The organism is Burkholderia sp. AU28863, from assembly GCF_002223195.1.
GTDB classification, from domain to species: domain Bacteria; phylum Pseudomonadota; class Gammaproteobacteria; order Burkholderiales; family Burkholderiaceae; genus Burkholderia; species Burkholderia sola.
The window spans coordinates 1,655,885-1,673,111 of record NZ_NKFE01000003.1 but is presented as its reverse complement, the minus strand read 5'-3'; the positions used below and the strand labels follow the sequence as shown (position 1 = coordinate 1,673,111).

16 protein-coding genes are annotated in these 17,227 nt (G+C 66.0%); 15 read left to right on the top strand and 1 reads right to left on the bottom strand.

Going from position 1 to position 17,227, the window contains the following annotated elements; all coding sequences use genetic code 11:
• The first annotated feature begins 5 nt into the window (after positions 1-5).
• The 13 genes from frr to CFB81_RS10115 all read left to right on the top strand — a co-directional run bounded on the left by frr (position 6) and on the right by CFB81_RS10115 (position 12,885).
• On the top strand, positions 6-566 hold the full coding sequence (gene frr, locus CFB81_RS10175; RefSeq protein ID WP_006478492.1) for a ribosome recycling factor: 561 nt from the start codon (positions 6-8) through the stop codon (positions 564-566).
• 49 nt (positions 567-615) lie between these two features.
• Complete coding sequence (gene uppS / locus CFB81_RS10170) at positions 616-1,398, top strand: polyprenyl diphosphate synthase (protein WP_034188847.1); 783 nt, start codon at positions 616-618, stop codon at positions 1,396-1,398.
• Positions 1,392-2,213, top strand: coding sequence for a phosphatidate cytidylyltransferase (locus CFB81_RS10165; RefSeq protein ID WP_089435209.1), 822 nt, complete (start codon positions 1,392-1,394; stop codon positions 2,211-2,213). Before uppS ends, CFB81_RS10165 begins: the two co-directional genes overlap by 7 nt.
• A gap of 15 nt (positions 2,214-2,228) precedes the next feature.
• A complete protein-coding gene (locus CFB81_RS10160; protein WP_050012899.1) occupies positions 2,229-3,425 on the top strand; it encodes a 1-deoxy-D-xylulose-5-phosphate reductoisomerase in 1,197 nt (398 codons plus the stop codon).
• Positions 3,426-3,436: 11 nt separating this feature from the next.
• A complete protein-coding gene (gene rseP, locus CFB81_RS10155) occupies positions 3,437-4,810 on the top strand; it encodes an RIP metalloprotease RseP (RefSeq protein ID WP_089435208.1) in 1,374 nt (457 codons plus the stop codon).
• 61 nt (positions 4,811-4,871) lie between these two features.
• Positions 4,872-7,181 (top strand): outer membrane protein assembly factor BamA, encoded by a 2,310-nt coding sequence (gene bamA, locus CFB81_RS10150; RefSeq protein ID WP_089435207.1) that lies wholly within the window; start codon positions 4,872-4,874, stop codon positions 7,179-7,181.
• A gap of 64 nt (positions 7,182-7,245) precedes the next feature.
• Positions 7,246-7,743 (top strand): OmpH family outer membrane protein, encoded by a 498-nt coding sequence (locus tag CFB81_RS10145; RefSeq protein WP_048248617.1) that lies wholly within the window; start codon positions 7,246-7,248, stop codon positions 7,741-7,743.
• Positions 7,744-7,759: 16 nt separating this feature from the next.
• Complete coding sequence (lpxD, locus tag CFB81_RS10140; RefSeq protein WP_069617661.1) at positions 7,760-8,839, top strand: UDP-3-O-(3-hydroxymyristoyl)glucosamine N-acyltransferase; 1,080 nt, start codon at positions 7,760-7,762, stop codon at positions 8,837-8,839.
• 129 nt (positions 8,840-8,968) lie between these two features.
• Positions 8,969-9,436 carry a 3-hydroxyacyl-ACP dehydratase FabZ gene (gene fabZ, locus CFB81_RS10135; RefSeq protein ID WP_006495559.1) on the top strand — a complete coding sequence of 156 codons (468 nt, stop codon included), beginning with the start codon at positions 8,969-8,971 and terminating at the stop codon, positions 9,434-9,436.
• A 67-nt stretch (positions 9,437-9,503) separates the two neighbouring features.
• Positions 9,504-10,292: an acyl-ACP--UDP-N-acetylglucosamine O-acyltransferase gene (gene lpxA, locus CFB81_RS10130; protein WP_050012895.1), complete on the top strand. Its 789-nt coding sequence runs from the start codon at positions 9,504-9,506 to the stop codon at positions 10,290-10,292.
• A gap of 3 nt (positions 10,293-10,295) precedes the next feature.
• Entirely contained in the window at positions 10,296-11,465 is a 1,170-nt protein-coding gene (gene lpxB / locus CFB81_RS10125) for a lipid-A-disaccharide synthase (RefSeq protein WP_069617660.1), read from the top strand.
• Positions 11,462-12,106, top strand: coding sequence for a ribonuclease HII (gene rnhB, locus CFB81_RS10120; RefSeq protein WP_089435206.1), 645 nt, complete (start codon positions 11,462-11,464; stop codon positions 12,104-12,106). The genes lpxB and rnhB overlap by 4 nt, the downstream gene beginning before the upstream one ends.
• Complete coding sequence (locus CFB81_RS10115) at positions 12,103-12,885, top strand: RNA methyltransferase (protein ID WP_089435205.1); 783 nt, start codon at positions 12,103-12,105, stop codon at positions 12,883-12,885. The genes rnhB and CFB81_RS10115 overlap by 4 nt, the downstream gene beginning before the upstream one ends.
• 97 nt (positions 12,886-12,982) lie before the next feature.
• Here the strand turns inward: CFB81_RS10115 and CFB81_RS10110 are convergent, their stop codons facing one another.
• Positions 12,983-13,798, bottom strand: coding sequence for a pyruvate, water dikinase regulatory protein (locus tag CFB81_RS10110; RefSeq protein WP_006483812.1), 816 nt, complete (start codon positions 13,796-13,798; stop codon positions 12,983-12,985).
• Positions 13,799-14,173: 375 nt separating this feature from the next.
• Between CFB81_RS10110 and ppsA the strand changes: the two genes are divergently transcribed.
• Positions 14,174-16,573, top strand: a complete 2,400-nt coding sequence (gene ppsA / locus CFB81_RS10100) for a phosphoenolpyruvate synthase (protein ID WP_089435203.1) — start codon at positions 14,174-14,176, stop codon at positions 16,571-16,573.
• Between the two features lie 208 nt (positions 16,574-16,781).
• Positions 16,782-17,216, top strand: a complete 435-nt coding sequence (locus CFB81_RS10095) for an NfeD family protein (protein ID WP_089435202.1) — start codon at positions 16,782-16,784, stop codon at positions 17,214-17,216.
• Positions 17,217-17,227 lie beyond the last annotated feature (11 nt).

The window sequence follows — 17,227 nt, the reverse complement described above, 5'->3', positions numbered from 1 at the left end:
TTGAAATGAGTGTCGCTGATGTGAAGAAGGGCGTCGAGCAAAAGATGCAGCGCTCGATCGAAGCGTTCAAGAACGATCTGGCCAAGATCCGTACGGGCCGTGCACACACCGGTCTGCTCGATCACGTGCAGGTCGACTACTACGGCTCGATGGTGCCGATCTCGCAGGTCGCGAACCTGACGCTCGTCGACGCGCGCACGATCGGCGTGCAGCCGTGGGAAAAGAACATGGTCGCGAAGGTCGAGAAGGCCATCCGCGAAGCCGATCTGGGCCTGAATCCGGCGACGACCGGCGACCTGATCCGCGTGCCGATGCCCGCGCTGACGGAAGAGCGCCGCCGCGAGCTGACCAAGGTCGTGAAGAGCGAAGGCGAAACGGCCAAGGTCGCGATCCGCAACCTGCGCCGCGACGCGAACGAAGCGCTGAAGAAGCTCGTGAAGGACAAGGAAATCTCGGAAGACGACGAGCGCCGCGCGAGCGACGACGTGCAGAAGCTGACCGACAAGCACGTTGCCGAAATCGACAAGCTCGTGCAGACCAAGGAAGCCGAGATCATGACGGTCTGACGACCGTCCTCGCGCGCCGTCTTCTTCCCGCATTACTGTCTCAACGGCCATGACCTATACCAGCTCTACCGTTCGCGTGCCTGACGTCGGCGTCGTGCCGCGTCACATCGCGATCATCATGGACGGCAACGGCCGTTGGGCGACCGAACGCCGCTTGCCGCGCGTCGCGGGGCACACCCGCGGCGTCGATGCCGTGCGGGCGGTGGTCGAAGGCTGCGCGCGCGCCGGCGTCGAATACCTGACGCTGTTCGCGTTCAGTTCGGAAAACTGGCGTCGGCCGAACGACGAAGTGTCGTTCCTGATGCGGCTGTTCATCACCGCGCTCGAGCGCGAAGTGGGCAAGCTGCATGCGAACGGGATCCGCCTGCGCGTCGTCGGCGATCTCGACCGTTTCGAGCCGCGCATCCGCGAGCTGATTCGCCGCGCCGAGACCAAGACGGCGCGCAATACCCGTCTGACGCTTACCATCGCGGCCAACTACGGCGGCCGGTGGGACATTCTGCAGGCGACGAAGAAACTCGTCGAGCAGGCGGTGCGCGAAGGTCGCGAGGTCGAAGTGACCGAGGACGCATTCGCGCCGCACCTGGCAATGGCTTACGCGCCGGAGCCCGATCTCTTCATCCGTACCGGCGGCGAGCAGCGCGTCAGCAACTTCCTGCTGTGGCAGCTCGCGTACGCCGAATTCTATTTCACCGACAAGTACTGGCCGGATTTCGACGGCGCGGCACTGGCCGACGCGCTGGCGTCGTATACCGAGCGCGAGCGCCGTTTCGGGCGCACGAGTGCGCAACTCGAACCGCAATCGCAGAACGCCGACTCCCTTTCATGCTGAAAACCCGTGTGATCACGGCGATCGTGATGCTGGCGGTGCTGCTGCCGGTGACACTGTTCGCGCCGCTCGCCGGGTTCGGCGCGCTGATCGGCGTCGTTCTCGTGTTCGCCGCGTGGGAGTGGGCGCGCCTGCTGAAGCTCGGTGGTGCCGCTCCGATCGTCTATGCGGGCGTCGCGGCGCTCGCGCTCGGGGCCACCGCCCCGTTCGGCGTCGATGCGGCTTCGTCCCGTCCCCTTTTCATGGCGGCCGGCGTGTTCTGGCTGCTGGTCGGCCCGTTCGCGCTGCGGCGCAAGCCCACGCTCGCGGGCGGCGTCTGGCGGCCGTTCCTGCTGGCCGCCGGCCTTGTCGTGTTCGCCGCCTGCTGGCACGCGCTCGTTGCAGCCCGCGCGCAGGGCGTGCCGTTCGTGCTGTCACTGCTTCTGGTCGTCTGGCTGGCCGATATCGGCGCATACTTCGCGGGCAAGGCCTTCGGAAAGCGTAAACTGGCCATCACGATCAGCCCCGGCAAGAGCTGGGAAGGCGCGATCGGCGGCTGGTTCGCGGTGATGGTCGTCGGCGGTGTCGCGATGGCCATGCATGCGTTCGAACCGACCCTGTTTTCTGCATTCGCCGCGCGCTACGGGATGCCCGGCGCGTGGGCCGCGCTGACGCTGCTGGTCGCGTACAGCGTGGTCGGGGACCTGTTCGAGTCGCTGCTGAAGCGGCAGGCGGGCGTGAAGGATTCGAGCGGACTACTGCCGGGCCACGGCGGCGTGCTCGATCGTGTCGACGCGCTGCTGCCGGTGCTGCCGCTCGCGATGCTGCTGCTTGGTTAAACCATTATTTCTGTTATGCAAAAACGTCTGACATTGCTCGGTTCCACGGGCTCGATCGGAGACAGCACGCTCGACGTGGTGGCGCGCCATCCGGAGCGCTTCTCGGTCTACGCGCTGACCGCGCACCGCAACGGCGACAAGCTCGTCGAGCAGTGTCTGCGCTTCGCGCCTGAAGTGGCGGTGGTCGGCGATGCCGCGACGGCCGCGCACGTCGACGCGAAACTGCGCGCGGCGGGCAGCAAGACGGTCGTGCTGCACGGCCCGCAGGCGCTCGTCGACGTGTCGAAGAGCGACGGCTGCGACACGGTGGTCGCGGCGATCGTCGGCGCGGCCGGCCTTGCGCCGAGCCTGGCGGCCGCCCGCGCCGGCAAGCGGATCCTGCTCGCGAACAAGGAAGCGCTCGTGATGTCGGGCGCGATCTTCATGGACGCCGTGCGCGACCATGGCGCGATCCTGCTGCCGGTCGACAGCGAACACAACGCGATCTTCCAGTGCATGCCGCGCGACGCGGCCGAGCACGGCGGGATCTCGAAGATCATCCTGACCGCATCGGGTGGCCCGTTCCGCACGCGCGAACCGGCCACGCTCGTCGACGTGACGCCGGACGAGGCGTGCAAGCACCCGAACTGGGTGATGGGCCGCAAGATCTCGGTCGATTCCGCGACGATGATGAACAAGGGCCTCGAGGTGATCGAGGCGCACTGGATCTTCGGGCTGCCGGGCGACCGCATCGACGTGCTGATCCATCCGCAGAGCGTGATCCATTCGCTCGTGTCGTACCGCGACGGCTCGGTGCTCGCGCAGCTCGGCAACCCCGACATGCGCACGCCGATCGCACATGCACTCGCGTTCCCTGAGCGCGTCGACGCGGGCGTCGACCAGCTCGATCTCGCGCAGATCGCCCAGCTGTCGTTCGAGAAGCCCGATTACGCGCGCTTCCCGTGCCTCGCGCTCGCGCTGAAGGCGCTCGAGGAGGGCGGTATCGCGAGCGCCGCATTGAACGCGGCGAACGAAGTGGCAGTCGAAGCATTTCTCGAGCGCCGGATCGGCTTCATGGCGATCGCGGCGACGGTCGACGCGGTGCTCAACGCGCTGCCGAACCGCGCGCCCGACGGGCTCGACGACGTCCTCGCGGCGGATGCCGAGGCTCGCCGCCTCGCCGCCGCGATCATTGCAAAAGCGCCTGCGCCACGCGTGGAGCGTACGGTCTGAATGAGGTGCTCATGAACGTGCTGGTCGAACTGGTCGCGTTTGCGGTGGCGATCGGGGTACTGGTCGTCGTGCATGAGTACGGACACTATCGCGTCGCGCGCTGGTGCGGCGTGAAGGTGCTGCGTTTCTCGATCGGCTTCGGCCAGCCTGTCGCGCGCTGGGTCAGCCGCAGGACGGGCACCGAATGGACGCTGTCCGCGCTGCCGCTCGGCGGCTACGTGAAGATGCTCGACGAGCGCGATCCGGGCCCGGGTGGCATTCCGCCCGACGAGCTCGGCCAGGCATTCAATCGCCAGTCGGTCTACAAGCGCATCGCGATCGTCGCGGCCGGGCCGATTGCGAACTTTCTGCTGGCAATCGCACTGTTTTCCCTCGTATTCGCCACCGGCGTGACCGAGCCGGCCGCGATCGTCGCGCCGCCGGCCGCCGGCACGGCGGCGGCCCGTGCGGGCTTCGACGGCAGCGAGACGGTCGTGTCGATCCGCAATGCGCAGGGCGGCGAGTCCGAGCCGGTGCGATCGTGGTCGGACCTGCGCTGGAAGCTGCTGTCGGCCGCGTTCGACCATCGCGAGGTCGTGCTCGGCGCGCGTGACGGCAATGCGACCTTCGATTTCCGCGTCGACCTTCGCAACGTCCCCGACAGCCAGCTCGACGACGACTTCATGGCCCATCTGGGTTTCGAGGCCGGCGGCGGCACGTTGTCGGTCGCGTCGGTGCAGCCGGGCAGCGCGGCGGAGCAGGCCGGCCTGAAGGTCGGCGACAAGCTGGTCGCGCTCGACGGCAAGCCGATCGGCGGCGCGTCGCGCTTCATCGATGCGGTGAAGCACCGTGCGGGCCAGCCGCTCGAGCTGCGGATCGAGCGCAACGGCGCCGCGCAGACGGTGGCGATCGTGCCGCAGATGCAGCGCGACGACGAATCGGGGCAGCAGGTCGGCCGGATCGGCGCGGCGCTGTCGATGCACGCGCCATCGGTGGACGTGCGCTACGGGCCGATCGAGAGCCTGCGGCTCGGCGCGCATCGCACGTGGGACATTTCCGTGTATTCGCTGAAGATGTTCGGGCGGATGATCACGGGCAACGCGTCGCTGAAGAACCTGTCCGGCCCGGTGACGATCGCCGACTACGCGGGCAAGAGCGCGCGGCTCGGTCCGTCGGCCTTCCTGTCGTTCCTCGCCCTTGTCAGCATTAGCCTTGGCGTCCTGAACTTGTTGCCGATTCCCGTTTTGGACGGGGGGCATCTGTTATATTATGCGGTTGAAGCCGCGACCGGGAAAGCCGTCTCGGAGCGCTGGCAGCTGATTCTGCAAAGAGCCGGGTTGATCTGCATCGTCGCGTTGTCGGCGATCGCGCTGTTCAACGATCTGGCTCGGTTAATCCATTTCTGAAGCGTCAGGCGGCGGCCGGTGGTCAGCCGCCTGATTTGATGCAGCTAAATATTGGGGATGCATGTTGTTCAAACCTCATCGCTTTGTACCTAAGACAGTTGCAGCGGCCGCGCTCGCCGCGCACGGCCTCGCGGCGCATGCAGCGGCACCGTTCGTGGTGCAAGACATCAAGATCGAGGGGCTGCAGCGCGTCGAAGCGGGTTCGGTGTTCGCCTATCTGCCGATCAAGCAGGGCGATACCTTCACGGACGACAAGGCATCCGAAGCAATCCGCGCGTTGTACGCGACGGGCTTTTTCAACGACGTGCGCATCGCCACGCAGGGCAACGTCGTGATCGTGCAGGTGCAGGAGCGTCCGGCCATCGCGTCGATCGACTTCACCGGCACGAAGGAATTCGACAAGGACAACCTGACGAAGGCGCTGCGCGCGGTCGGCCTGGCCGATGGCCGCTACTACGACAAGGCGCTCGTCGACAAGGCGGAGCAGGAGCTCAAGCGCCAGTACCTGACGCGCGGCTTCTATGCGGCCGAGGTCAAGACGACGGTCACGCCGGTCGACGCGAACCGCGTGTCGATCCTGTTCGCGGTCGCCGAAGGCCCGAGCGCGAAGATCCGCCAGATCAACTTCATCGGCAACAAGGCATTCAGCACCAGCACGCTGCGCGACGAGATGCAGTTGTCGACGCCGAACTGGTTCTCCTGGTACACGAAGAACGACCTGTACTCGAAGGAAAAGCTCACGGGGGACCTCGAGGCCGTGCGCTCGTACTACCTGAACCGCGGCTACCTCGAGTTCAACATCGAGTCGACCCAGGTGTCGATCTCGCCGGACAAGAAGGACATGTACCTGACGGTCACGCTGCATGAAGGCGAGCCGTACACGGTGTCGGGCATCAAGCTGTCGGGCAACCTGCTGGATCGCGAGGCCGAACTCAACAAGCTGATCAAGATCAAGCCGGGCGACCGCTTCTCGGCCGAAAAGCTGCAGCAGACCACCAAGTCGATCGTCGACAAGCTCGGCGAATACGGCTACGCATTTGCGACCGTCAACGCGCAGCCGGACATCGACCAGGCGAACCACAAGGTGAACCTGAACCTCGTCGTCGATCCGAGCCGCCGCGTGTACGTGCGCCGCATCAACGTGGTCGGCAATACGCGCACGCGCGACGAAGTGGTGCGCCGCGAAATGCGCCAGCTCGAAAGCTCGTGGTTCGACTCGAACCGCCTCGCGCTGTCGAAGGACCGCGTGAACCGCCTCGGCTACTTCACCAACGTCGACGTGACGACGGTGCCGGTCGAAGGCACGAACGACCAGGTCGACGTGAACGTGAAGGTCGACGAAAAGCCGACCGGCGCGATCACGCTGGGCGCCGGCTTCTCGTCGACGGACAAGGTCGTGCTGTCGGCCGGCGTGTCGCAGGACAACGTGTTCGGTTCGGGCACGAGCCTGTCGGTGAACGTCAACACCGCGAAGAGCTACCGCACGCTGACCGTCACGCAGGTCGATCCGTACTTCACGGTCGACGGCATCAAGCGGATCACCGACGTGTTCTACCGCACGTACCAGCCGCTCTACTATTCGACGAGCTCGAGCTTCCGGATCATCAGCGCGGGCGGCAACCTGAAGTTCGGCATTCCGTTCTCGGAAGTCGACACCGTCTACTTCGGCGCGGGCTTCGAGCAGAACCGCCTCGACGTCGATTCGAACACGCCGCAGAGCTACCAGGATTACGTGAACCAGTTCGGCCGCGTGTCGAACACGGTGCCGCTGACGGTCGCATGGTCGCGCGACGCGCGTGACAGCGCGCTGATTCCGAGCCGCGGCTACTTCACGCAGGCGAACATGGAGTACGGCGTGCCGGTCGGCAAGATCCAGTACTACAAGGCGGACCTGCAGGCGCAGTACTACTATTCGTTCTCGCGCGGCTTCATCCTGGGCCTGAACCTGCAAGGCGGCTACGGTAACGGTATCGGCAACCCGTACCCGATCTTCAAGAACTACTACGCGGGCGGTATCGGCTCCGTGCGGGGCTACGAGCCGAGCTCGCTGGGCCCGCGCGACACGAAGACGAACGACCCGATCGGCGGTTCGAAGATGCTGGTCGGCAACATCGAGCTGACGTTCCCGCTGCCGGGTACCGGCTACGACCGCACGCTGCGCGTGTTCACGTTCCTCGACGGCGGTAACGTGTGGGGCAACGCGCCGGGCGGCACGAGTACGGGCGCCAACGGCCTGCGCTACGGCTACGGCGTGGGTCTCGCGTGGATCTCGCCGATCGGCCCGCTGAAGCTGAGCCTCGGCTTCCCGCTGCAGAAGCACGAAGGCGACCAGTACCAGAAATTCCAGTTCCAGATCGGGACGGCGTTCTGACCGAACGCATGACAACAGCAACGAGAGGGTAATTTTGCTAACCGGTAAGTTTTCGAAACGAGTGATGTGCGCGTTGACCGTTGCGCTGGCCTTGGGCGCGGCAACGGTGCACGCACAGGACGTCGCCCGCATCGCGGCGGTCAATTCGGATCGGATCCTGCGCGAGTCGGCGCCCGCGAAGGCGGCGCAGACGAAGCTCGAAGCCGAGTTCGCGAAGCGTGACAAGGATCTGCAGGACCTGGCGGCGCGCCTGAAGTCGATGTCCGATTCGCTGGACAAGAACGGCACGTCGCTGTCGGCGGCCGATCGCGCGCAGAAGCAGCGCGATCTCGCGCAGCTCGACACCGACTTCCAGCGCAAGCAGCGCGAGTTCCGCGAAGACCTGAACCAGCGTCGCAACGAAGAGCTGGCGGCCGTGCTGGAAAGGGCGAACAAGGTCATCAAGCAGATCGCCGAGCAGCAGAATTACGACCTGATCGTGCAGGAAGCCGTGTACGTCAGCCCGCGCATCGACATCACCGACAAGGTGCTCAAGGCGCTCGCGTCCGGCTCGACGAACTGAACGGAGCAGACGACGAATGGCATTGACGCTTGAGGCACTCGTAAAGCGGTTCGGCGGCGAGATCGCCGGCGACGCCCAGTGCACGGTCAGCGGCCTCGCGCCGCTCGATCAGGCAGGCCCTCAGCAGCTCGCGTTCCTCGCGAACCCGAAGTACCTGTCGCAGGTCGACACGACCCGCGCCGGCGCGGTGCTGATCGCGCCGAAGGATCTGGAAAAGCTGGGCGCGGCCGCGAAGGGTCGCAATTTCATCGTGACGCCGAATCCGTACGCGTATTTCGCGCGCGTCGCGCAGATGTTCATCGATCTCGCCACGCCGCCGCGCGCGGCCGGCGTGCATCCGAGCGCGACGATCGATCCGGCCGCGCAGGTCGCCGCGACCGCGGTGATCGGCCCGCACGTGACGGTCGAAGCCGGCGCGGTGATCGAAGACGGCGTGCAGCTCGACGCGAACGTCTTCGTCGGCCGCGGCACGACGATCGGCGCCGGCTCGCATTTCTATCCGAACGCATCGGTGTACCACGGCTGCAAGATCGGCCCGCGCGCGATCGTCCATTCGGGCGCCGTGATCGGCTCCGACGGCTTCGGCTTCGCACCGGATTTCGTCGGCGACGGCGACGCGCGCACCGGCAGCTGGGTCAAGATCCCGCAGGTCGGCGGCGTGACGATCGGCCCGGACGTCGAAATCGGCGCGAACACGACGATCGACCGCGGCGCGATGGCGGATACCGTCATCGAGGAATGCGTGAAGATCGACAACCAGGTGCAGATCGGCCACAACTGCCGGATCGGCGCGTACACGGTGATCGCCGGCAGCGCCGGCATCGCGGGCAGTACGACGATCGGCCGCCATTGCATGATCGGCGGCGCGGCCGGGATCGCCGGCCACGTGACGCTCGGCGACTACGTCATCATTACCGCGAAGTCGGGCGTATCGAAGTCGCTGCCGAAGGCCGGCATCTATACCAGCGCGTTCCCGGCCGTCGACCACGGCGAATGGAACAAGAGCGCCGCGCTCGTGCGCAACCTCGACAAGCTGCGCGAGCGCATCAAGGCGCTCGAAGCCGCGCTCGCCGCCCAGGGCGGCGCGGGCGCCTGAGCGCGTCATGCGAGACCACGAACCGGGCACGGCCAGCGCAACCGGCCCGGTTTGCCAGACTGGGCCGCGCGGCGGCCCGCTTCAGCCTTTGCATCACCACCGCGCAGCCTCTGCGTGAGACGAACCATCATGAGCACTGAAAAAATCAATCTCGACATCCACAAGATCCTCACGCTGCTGCCGCATCGCTACCCGATTCTGCTCGTCGACCGCGTGCTCGAACTCGAACCGCACAAAGGGATCAAAGCGCTGAAGAACGTGTCGATCAACGAGCCGTTCTTCCAGGGGCACTTCCCGAAGCGGCCGGTGATGCCCGGCGTGCTGATCCTCGAGGCGCTCGCACAAGCCGCGGCGCTGCTGACGTTCGCGGAAGAGCAGCCGAAGGATCCGGAGAACACGCTGTACTACTTCGTCGGGATCGACGGCGCCCGCTTCAAGCGCGTGGTCGAACCGGGCGACCAGCTGATCCTGAACGTGACGTTCGAGCGCTACATCCGCGGCATCTGGAAGTTCAAGGCGGTGGCGGAAGTGGACGGCAAGGTGGCGGCGGAAGCCGAACTGATGTGCACGGTCAAGACGGCCGACGCGGCGCCCTGAGCGACGCGGCACGCATGGATAACATAACGCGAGCAACGCGACACATCATATCGAGAGGCAACGGCGCATGACCAGGATTCATCCTACCGCGATCGTCGAGCCGGGCGCGCAGATCGACGAATCGGTCGAGATCGGCCCGTACGCGATCGTCGGCCCGCACGTCACGATCGGCGCGCGCACGACGATCGGCTCGCACAGCGTGATCGAGGGCCATACGACGCTCGGCGAGGACAACCGCATCGGCCATTACGCGTCGGTCGGCGGCCGTCCGCAGGACATGAAGTACAAGGACGAGCCGACGAAGCTCGTGATCGGCAACCGCAACACGATCCGCGAATTCACGACGATCCACACGGGCACCGTGCAGGACGTCGGCGTGACGACGCTCGGCGACGACAACTGGATCATGGCCTACGTGCATATCGGTCATGACTGCCGCGTCGGCAACAACGTGATCCTGTCGAGCAACGCGCAGATGGCCGGCCACGTCGAGATCGGCGATTTCGCGATCGTCGGCGGCATGTCGGGCGTGCACCAGTTCGTGCGCATCGGCGCGCATTCGATGCTGGGCGGCGCGTCGGCGCTCGTGCAGGACATCCCGCCGTTCGTGATCGCGGCGGGCAACAAGGCCGAGCCGCACGGGATCAACGTCGAAGGGCTGCGCCGGCGCGGCTTCTCGGCCGACGCGATCTCGGCGCTGCGCAGCGCGTACCGCTTGCTGTACAAGAACGGCCTGTCGCTCGAGGAAGCGAAGGTGCAATTGCGCGAGCTCGCGGAAGCGGGCGGCGACGGCGATGCACCGGTGAAGGCGCTCGTCGAGTTCATCGACGCGTCGCAACGCGGCATCATCCGCTAAGCGATGCCGCTCACGACCCATCAGCTCCGGCTCGCGATGGTGGCCGGCGAGCCGTCGGGCGACCTGCTCGCGGCGTCGCTGCTCGGCGGGCTGCGCGAGCGGCTGCCCGAAGCGGCCCGGTATTACGGGATCGGCGGGCCGCGCATGATCGCGCAGGGCTTCGACTCGCACTGGCAGATGGACAAGCTGACCGTGCGCGGCTATGTCGAGGCGCTGGGCCAGATTCCCGAGATCCTGCGGATTCGCGGCGAACTCAAGCGCCAGCTGCTCGCCGAGCGGCCGGACGCGTTCATCGGCGTCGACGCGCCCGATTTCAACTTCAGCGTCGAACAGGCGGCGCGCGACGCGGGCATCCCGTCGATCCACTTCGTGTGCCCGTCGATCTGGGCGTGGCGCGGCGGCAGGATCAAGAAGATCGCGAAGTCCGTCGATCACATGCTGTGCCTGTTCCCGTTCGAACCGGCGATCCTCGACAAGGCTGGCGTCGCATCGACGTACGTCGGTCATCCGCTGGCCGACGACATTCCGCTCGAACCCGACACGCACGGCGCGCGCATCGCGCTGGGTCTGCCGGCCGACGGCCCCGTGATCGCGGTGCTGCCGGGCAGCCGGCGCTCGGAGATCGCGCTGATCGGCCCGACGTTCTTCGCGGCGATGGCGCTGATGCAGCAGCGCGAGCCCGGTGTGCGGTTCGTGATGCCGGCGGCGACGCCCGCGCTGCGCGAACTGCTGCAGCCGCTCGTCGACGCCCATCCGCAGCTCGCGCTGACGATCACCGACGGCCGTTCGCAGGTCGCGATGACGGCCGCCGACGCGATCCTCGTGAAGAGCGGCACCGTCACGCTGGAAGCCGCGCTGCTGAAAAAGCCGATGGTGATCTCGTACAAGGTGCCCTGGCTGACCGGGCAGATCATGCGTCGGCAGGGCTACCTGCCGTATGTCGGCTTGCCGAACATCCTGGCGGGGCGCTTCGTCGTGCCGGAACTGCTGCAGCATTTCGCGACGCCCGAGGCGCTCGCCGATGCGACGCTCACACAGCTGCGCGACGACGCGAACCGCCGCACGCTGACCGAAGTGTTTACCGAAATGCATCTGTCGCTGCGGCAGAATACGGCCGCGAAGGCGGCCGAGGCCGTCGTGCGCGTGCTCGAACAACGCAAGGGGGGCGCATGACCGCCGTCCGTGCACCGCGCCGCCGCGCGTCGAGCGACGTGCAGGGCGGTTTCGACTTCAGCCGCCCGGACGAGATCGTCTGCGGCGTCGACGAAGCGGGCCGAGGCCCGCTCGCCGGGCCGGTGGTGGCCGCCGCGGTGATTCTCGATCCGGCGCAGCCGATCGACGGGCTCGACGATTCAAAAGCGCTGTCCGCGAAAAAGCGCGACATGCTGTACGACCTGATCATCGCGCGTTCGCGCGCGTACTGCGTCGCGTCGGCGAGCGTCGACGAGATCGATACGCTGAACATCCTGCATGCGACGATGCTCGCGATGAAACGGGCGGTCGAAGGGCTGTCGGTGCTGCCGACGCTCGCGCAGATCGACGGCAACCGTTGCCCGACGTTGATGGTACGTGCCGAGGCGATCGTCAGCGGCGACGCGCTCGTGCCGAGCATCTCGGCCGCGTCGATCCTCGCGAAGGTCACGCGCGACCGCATGCTGGTCGACCTGCATGAGCGCTTCCCCGTATATGGCTTCAACGTGCATGCCGGGTATGGCACGCCGAAACATCTTGCCGCGCTGCGCGAGCACGGCCCGTGCGAAGTGCATCGGCGCTCGTTTGCCCCCGTGCGCGAGGCGCTCGACCTGATTCGATGAAAAGCATCACTTCCCGCGACAACCCGCTGTACAAGCGCCTGAAGGCGCTCGCGGGTTCGACGCCCCATCAGCGCCGCAGCGGCCAGGCGCTGCTCGAAGGTTTCCACCTCGCGAGCGCGTACCTCGATACGGGTGCGGCGCCCGAACTGTGCGTGACGACCGAAGGCGCGCTCGGCCACGCGGAGGCGCAGGCGATCGTCGCGCGCATCGACGCGCAGCGGATCGTCACGCTGCCGGACGCGTTGTTCGGGCAGTTGTCGAACGTCGTCAACGGCGTCGGCTTCCTGCTGCTGGTCGACCGGCCGGCGCAACCGCTGCCCGGGCGCGTCACGCATACGTCGGTCGTGCTCGACGGCGTGCAGGATGCCGGCAACGTCGGCTCGATCCTGCGCAGCGCGGCGGCGGCCGGCGTGCGTCACGTGTTCTGCGCACAGGGGACGGCCCATGCGTGGTCGTCGAAGGTGCTGCGTTCGGGCATGGGCGCGCATTTCCTGTTGTCGATCCATGAGGACGTCGAAGCGGCGGCGCTGGCCGAACGCCTCGACGTACCGGTTGCGCTGACCGACTCGCACGGCGCGCGGGCGGTCTACGACTGCGACCTGTCGGGCCCCGTCGCTTGGGTGTTCGGCAACGAAGGCGCCGGCGTGTCGGCATTCTGGCGCGACGCGGCCACGCATCGCGTGACGATTCCGCAGCCGGGCGGGATGGAGTCGTTGAACGTGGCGGCAGCCGCCGCCGTGTGCCTGTTCGAGCAGGTACGACAGCAGCGGCCGGCGTGACGCCGCACGCGCGCATGTGCGGCAAAAACGAGAAAAGGCCGCATTCGCGGCCTTTTTGCTTTCGGCGGCGGCCGGACGGCCGCCCGCGCACCCGCGCTCAGTACGACTGCCGGTCGAGGCGGATTTCCTGCAGGATCGTCGTCGCGATTTCCTCGATCGACTTGTGCGTCGACGACAGCCACTTGATCCCTTCGCGGCGCATCATCGCCTCGGCCTCGTTGATCTCGTAGCGGCAGTTCTCGGGCGCCGCGTACTTGCTGCCCGGCCGGCGCTCGTTGCGGATCTCCGACAGGCGCTGCGGGTCGATCGACAGCCCGAACAGCTTCTCGCTGTACGGCGACAGCGCCGACGGCAGCTTGCCGCGTTCGAAATCCTCCGGAATCAGCGGATAGTTGGCGGCCTTCACGCCGTACTGCATCGCGAGGTACAGGCTCGTCGGCGTCTTGCCGCTGCGCGACACGCCGACGAGGATCACGTCGGCTTCCGACAGGTTGCGGTTCGACTGGCCGTCGTCGTGCGCGAGCGAGAAGTTGATCGCCTCGATCCGCGTCTTGTACTCCTCGGTGTCCGCGTTCTGGTGGCCGCGGCCCATCGCGTGGCTCGACTTGAGCTCCAGCTCCTGCTCGAGCGGTTCGACGAAGCGCTGGAACATGTCGAGCACGAGCGCGTTCGAGCGCTTGACGATGTCGTTCGACTCGCTGTCGACGAGCGTCGTGAACACGATCGCGCGGCGGCCGTCGTGCACGGCGGCCTCGTTGATCTTCTCGACGGTCGCATAGGCCTTGTCGAGCGAGTCGACGAACGGCACGCGCACGAGGCGGAATTTCTGGTCGAACTGGGAGAGGATCGAGTGCGCGAAGGTTTCGGCAGTGATCCCGGTGCCGTCGGAGACGATGAATACGGTAGGCAGCATGAATCTGGACGTCGAGCGTGAAGGGCAGTTGCGCGGGCGGCTGGAGGCACGCCTCCACACCCAGTGACAAGGTCGCGCCACATCCGGCAGCCGGCACGGTAGAATAGCGGCAACCTGTTGGATAAGCAATTGCGGGGGCGGGGCGCGAACGGCGCCCGCGACTTGGCCGCGAGATTCGAGAATTCCCGGCAAGTCTGGCGATTTGTCTGCAAATATCGCCCTTCTGCCGGGATTTTTGCAAATCGGGTCGGATGATTTTCGCCGCTGCGAGTGTTTATCTAACAGGTTGCGCAAGACGCGCCGCGCCTTTTTGCAAGCGCCCGCGTCCGAGCCCACTTGCGCGATCGAGCATTTTTTTCACACTTAGGGGCTTGTATGACTAACGCAGCAAACGTCGCAAAGGACCAGGCGTATGTAATTCCGTTCGAGCAGTTGCGGATGACCGATGTGGAGATCGTGGGCGGCAAGAATGCGTCGCTCGGCGAGATGATCAGCCAGCTTTCCGAAGCAGGCGTTCGCGTACCCACCGGTTTCGCCACGACCGCGCTCGCATTCCGCGATTTCCTCAAGCACAACGACCTCACCGATCGCATCGCCAAGCGTCTCGAGTCGCTCGACATCGACGACGTGAAGGCGCTCGCCGAAGCCGGTGCCGACATCCGCAAGTGGATCGTCGACGCGCCGCTGCAGGCGCGCCTCGAGCAGGAAATCCGCGCGCAGTTCGACGTGCTGAAGAACGGCTCGCCGAACGAACTGTCGTTCGCCGTGCGCTCGTCCGCGACCGCGGAAGACCTGCCCGACGCGTCGTTCGCCGGCCAGCAGGAGTCGTATCTGAACGTCGTCGGCATCGACGACGTGCTCGACCGCATGAAGCACGTGTTCGCGTCGCTGTACAACGACCGCGCGATCTCGTACCGCGTGCACAAGGGCTTCACGCACGCCGAAGTCGCGCTGTCGGCCGGTGTGCAGCGCATGGTCCGCTCGGACGTCGGCGCGGCCGGCGTGATGTTCACGATCGATACCGAATCGGGCTTCAAGGACGCCGTGTTCATCACGTCGAGCTACGGCCTGGGCGAAACCGTCGTGCAGGGCGCGGTGAACCCGGACGAGTTCTACGTGTTCAAGACGACGCTCGCGCAGGACAAGTACCCGATCATCCGTCGCTCGATCGGCTCGAAGCTGATCAAGATGGAATTCACGCAGCCGGGCGAGCCGGGCCGCGTGAAGACGGTCGACGTGCCGCACGAGCAGCGCAACCGCTATTCGATCACCGACGAAGACGTGATCGAGCTGGCGAAGTACGCGGTCATCATCGAGAAGCACTACCAGCGTCCGATGGACATCGAGTGGGGCAAGGACGGCCGCGACGGCAAGATCTTCATCCTGCAGGCGCGTCCGGAAACGGTGAAGAGCCAGGCGAGCGGCAAGGCCGAGCAGCGCTTCAAGCTGAAGGGCCAGTCGCAGGTGCTCGCGACGGGGCGTGCGATCGGCCAGAAGATCGGCGCGGGCCCCGTACGCGTGATCCAGGATCCGTCGGAAATGGAACGCGTGCAGCCGGGCGACGTGCTGGTGGCCGACATGACCGACCCGAACTGGGAGCCGGTGATGAAGCGGGCGGCGGCGATCGTCACGAACCGTGGCGGCCGTACCTGCCACGCGGCGATCATCGCGCGTGAGTTGGGCGTGCCGGCAGTCGTCGGCTGCGGCGATGCAACGGACGTGCTGAAGGACGGCGCGCTCGTCACCGTGTCGTGCGCGGAAGGCGACGAAGGCAAGATCTACGACGGGCTGCTCGAGACGGAAGTCACGGAAGTGCAGCGCGGCGAACTGCCGGAGATCCCGGTCAAGATCATGATGAACGTCGGCAACCCGCAGCTCGCGTTCGACTTCTCGCAACTGCCGAACGGCGGCGTGGGTCTCGCGCGTCTCGAGTTCATCATCAACAACAACATCGGCGTTCACCCGAAGGCGATTCTCGAGTATCCGAACATCGACCAGGACCTGAAGAAGGCGGTCGAGAGCGTCGCGCGCGGTCACGCGTCGCCGCGTCAGTTCTACGTCGACAAGCTGACGGAAGGCGTCGCGACGATCGCGGCGGCGTTCTATCCGAAGCCCGTGATCGTGCGTCTGTCCGACTTCAAGTCGAACGAGTACAAGAAGCTGATCGGCGGTTCGCGTTACGAGCCGGACGAGGAAAACCCGATGCTGGGCTTCCGCGGCGCGTCGCGCTACATCGCCGAGGACTTCGCGCAGGCGTTCGAGATGGAATGCCGTGCACTGAAGCGCGTGCGTGACGAGATGGGCCTGACCAACGTCGAGATCATGGTGCCGTTCGTGCGGACCGTGAAGCAGGCGGAGCGCGTCGTCGGCCTGCTCGAGAAGTTCGGCCTGAAGCGCGGCGAAAACGGCCTGCGCCTCGTGATGATGTGCGAAGTCCCGACCAACGCGATCCTCGCCGAAGAGTTCCTGGAACACTTCGACGGTTTCTCGATCGGCTCGAACGACCTCACGCAGCTCACGCTCGGCCTCGACCGCGATTCGGGCATGGAACTGCTGGCCGTCGACTTCGACGAACGCGATCCGGCCGTCAAGTTCCTGTTGAAGCGTGCGATCGATACCTGCCGCAAGATGGGCAAGTACGTCGGGATCTGCGGCCAGGGCCCGTCCGATCATCCGGACTTCGCGCAATGGCTGACCGACGAAGGCATCGTGTCGATCTCGCTGAACCCCGACACGATCATCGATACGTGGCAGGCGCTCGCCAACCGCAAGTAACGGTCGGTCATGCAACTTCGGCGAAAGGGCGGTCCGCCGTGCTTTCGTTGAAGGCAAAATGCAAGGTTCGTGCTATAAACACCCCGGTAAGCACCGGGGTGTTTTTTTTCGTCGGTACGCGCGGCGATCTCCAGCGTGCCGACCGCTTCGTCCAGTTGTGCACGCAGCGAATAGAGTGAGCATCGGAGACGTTTTTCTGGAGACCACAATGATGTCGGGGCATCTGTTCTGGTGGGTCGGGGTGGGCGTGCTGGTCGTCGCGGAGTTGCTGACGGGCACGTTCTACCTGCTGATGATCGCGCTCGGCTTTCTCGCGGGCGGACTGTTGCAACTGGCCGGTTTCGCGCCGCACGTGCAGTTCGGCGCGGCGGCCGCGGTCGCGATCGTCGCGATGATCGTACTGCGCCGCTCGGGGCTCGGCCGCAAGCAGAAGCGAGACACGTCGACGAATCCCGACGTCAATCTCGATATCGGCTCGACCGTCACGGTCGACGCGTGGCGTGACGGCCGCGCGCGCGTGCAGTATCGCGGGGCAGACTGGGACGTCGAGCTCGCGTACGGCGAGCGCGACGATGCGCACGTGTACCAGGTCAGCGCCGTGCGGGGCAATTGCCTCGTGGTCGTGGCGAAACCCGCGGGCTGATTGTCCGCTGA

Bases quoted from the DNA above. Each gene is read 5' to 3' on its own strand.
- frr (WP_006478492.1), top strand. From the start codon at position 6: ATGAGTGTCGCTGATGTGAAGAAGGGCGTCGAGCAAAAGATGCAGCGC.
- uppS (WP_034188847.1), top strand. From the start codon at position 616: ATGACCTATACCAGCTCTACCGTTCGCGTGCCTGACGTCGGCGTCGTG.
- CFB81_RS10165 (WP_089435209.1), top strand. From the start codon at position 1,392: ATGCTGAAAACCCGTGTGATCACGGCGATCGTGATGCTGGCGGTGCTG.
- CFB81_RS10160 (WP_050012899.1), top strand. From the start codon at position 2,229: ATGCAAAAACGTCTGACATTGCTCGGTTCCACGGGCTCGATCGGAGAC.
- rseP (WP_089435208.1), top strand. From the start codon at position 3,437: ATGAACGTGCTGGTCGAACTGGTCGCGTTTGCGGTGGCGATCGGGGTA.
- bamA (WP_089435207.1), top strand. From the start codon at position 4,872: ATGTTGTTCAAACCTCATCGCTTTGTACCTAAGACAGTTGCAGCGGCC.
- CFB81_RS10145 (WP_048248617.1), top strand. From the start codon at position 7,246: ATGTGCGCGTTGACCGTTGCGCTGGCCTTGGGCGCGGCAACGGTGCAC.
- lpxD (WP_069617661.1), top strand. From the start codon at position 7,760: ATGGCATTGACGCTTGAGGCACTCGTAAAGCGGTTCGGCGGCGAGATC.
- fabZ (WP_006495559.1), top strand. From the start codon at position 8,969: ATGAGCACTGAAAAAATCAATCTCGACATCCACAAGATCCTCACGCTG.
- lpxA (WP_050012895.1), top strand. From the start codon at position 9,504: ATGACCAGGATTCATCCTACCGCGATCGTCGAGCCGGGCGCGCAGATC.
- lpxB (WP_069617660.1), top strand. From the start codon at position 10,296: ATGCCGCTCACGACCCATCAGCTCCGGCTCGCGATGGTGGCCGGCGAG.
- rnhB (WP_089435206.1), top strand. From the start codon at position 11,462: ATGACCGCCGTCCGTGCACCGCGCCGCCGCGCGTCGAGCGACGTGCAG.
- CFB81_RS10115 (WP_089435205.1), top strand. From the start codon at position 12,103: ATGAAAAGCATCACTTCCCGCGACAACCCGCTGTACAAGCGCCTGAAG.
- CFB81_RS10110 (WP_006483812.1), bottom strand. From the start codon at position 13,798: ATGCTGCCTACCGTATTCATCGTCTCCGACGGCACCGGGATCACTGCC.
- ppsA (WP_089435203.1), top strand. From the start codon at position 14,174: ATGACTAACGCAGCAAACGTCGCAAAGGACCAGGCGTATGTAATTCCG.
- CFB81_RS10095 (WP_089435202.1), top strand. From the start codon at position 16,782: ATGATGTCGGGGCATCTGTTCTGGTGGGTCGGGGTGGGCGTGCTGGTC.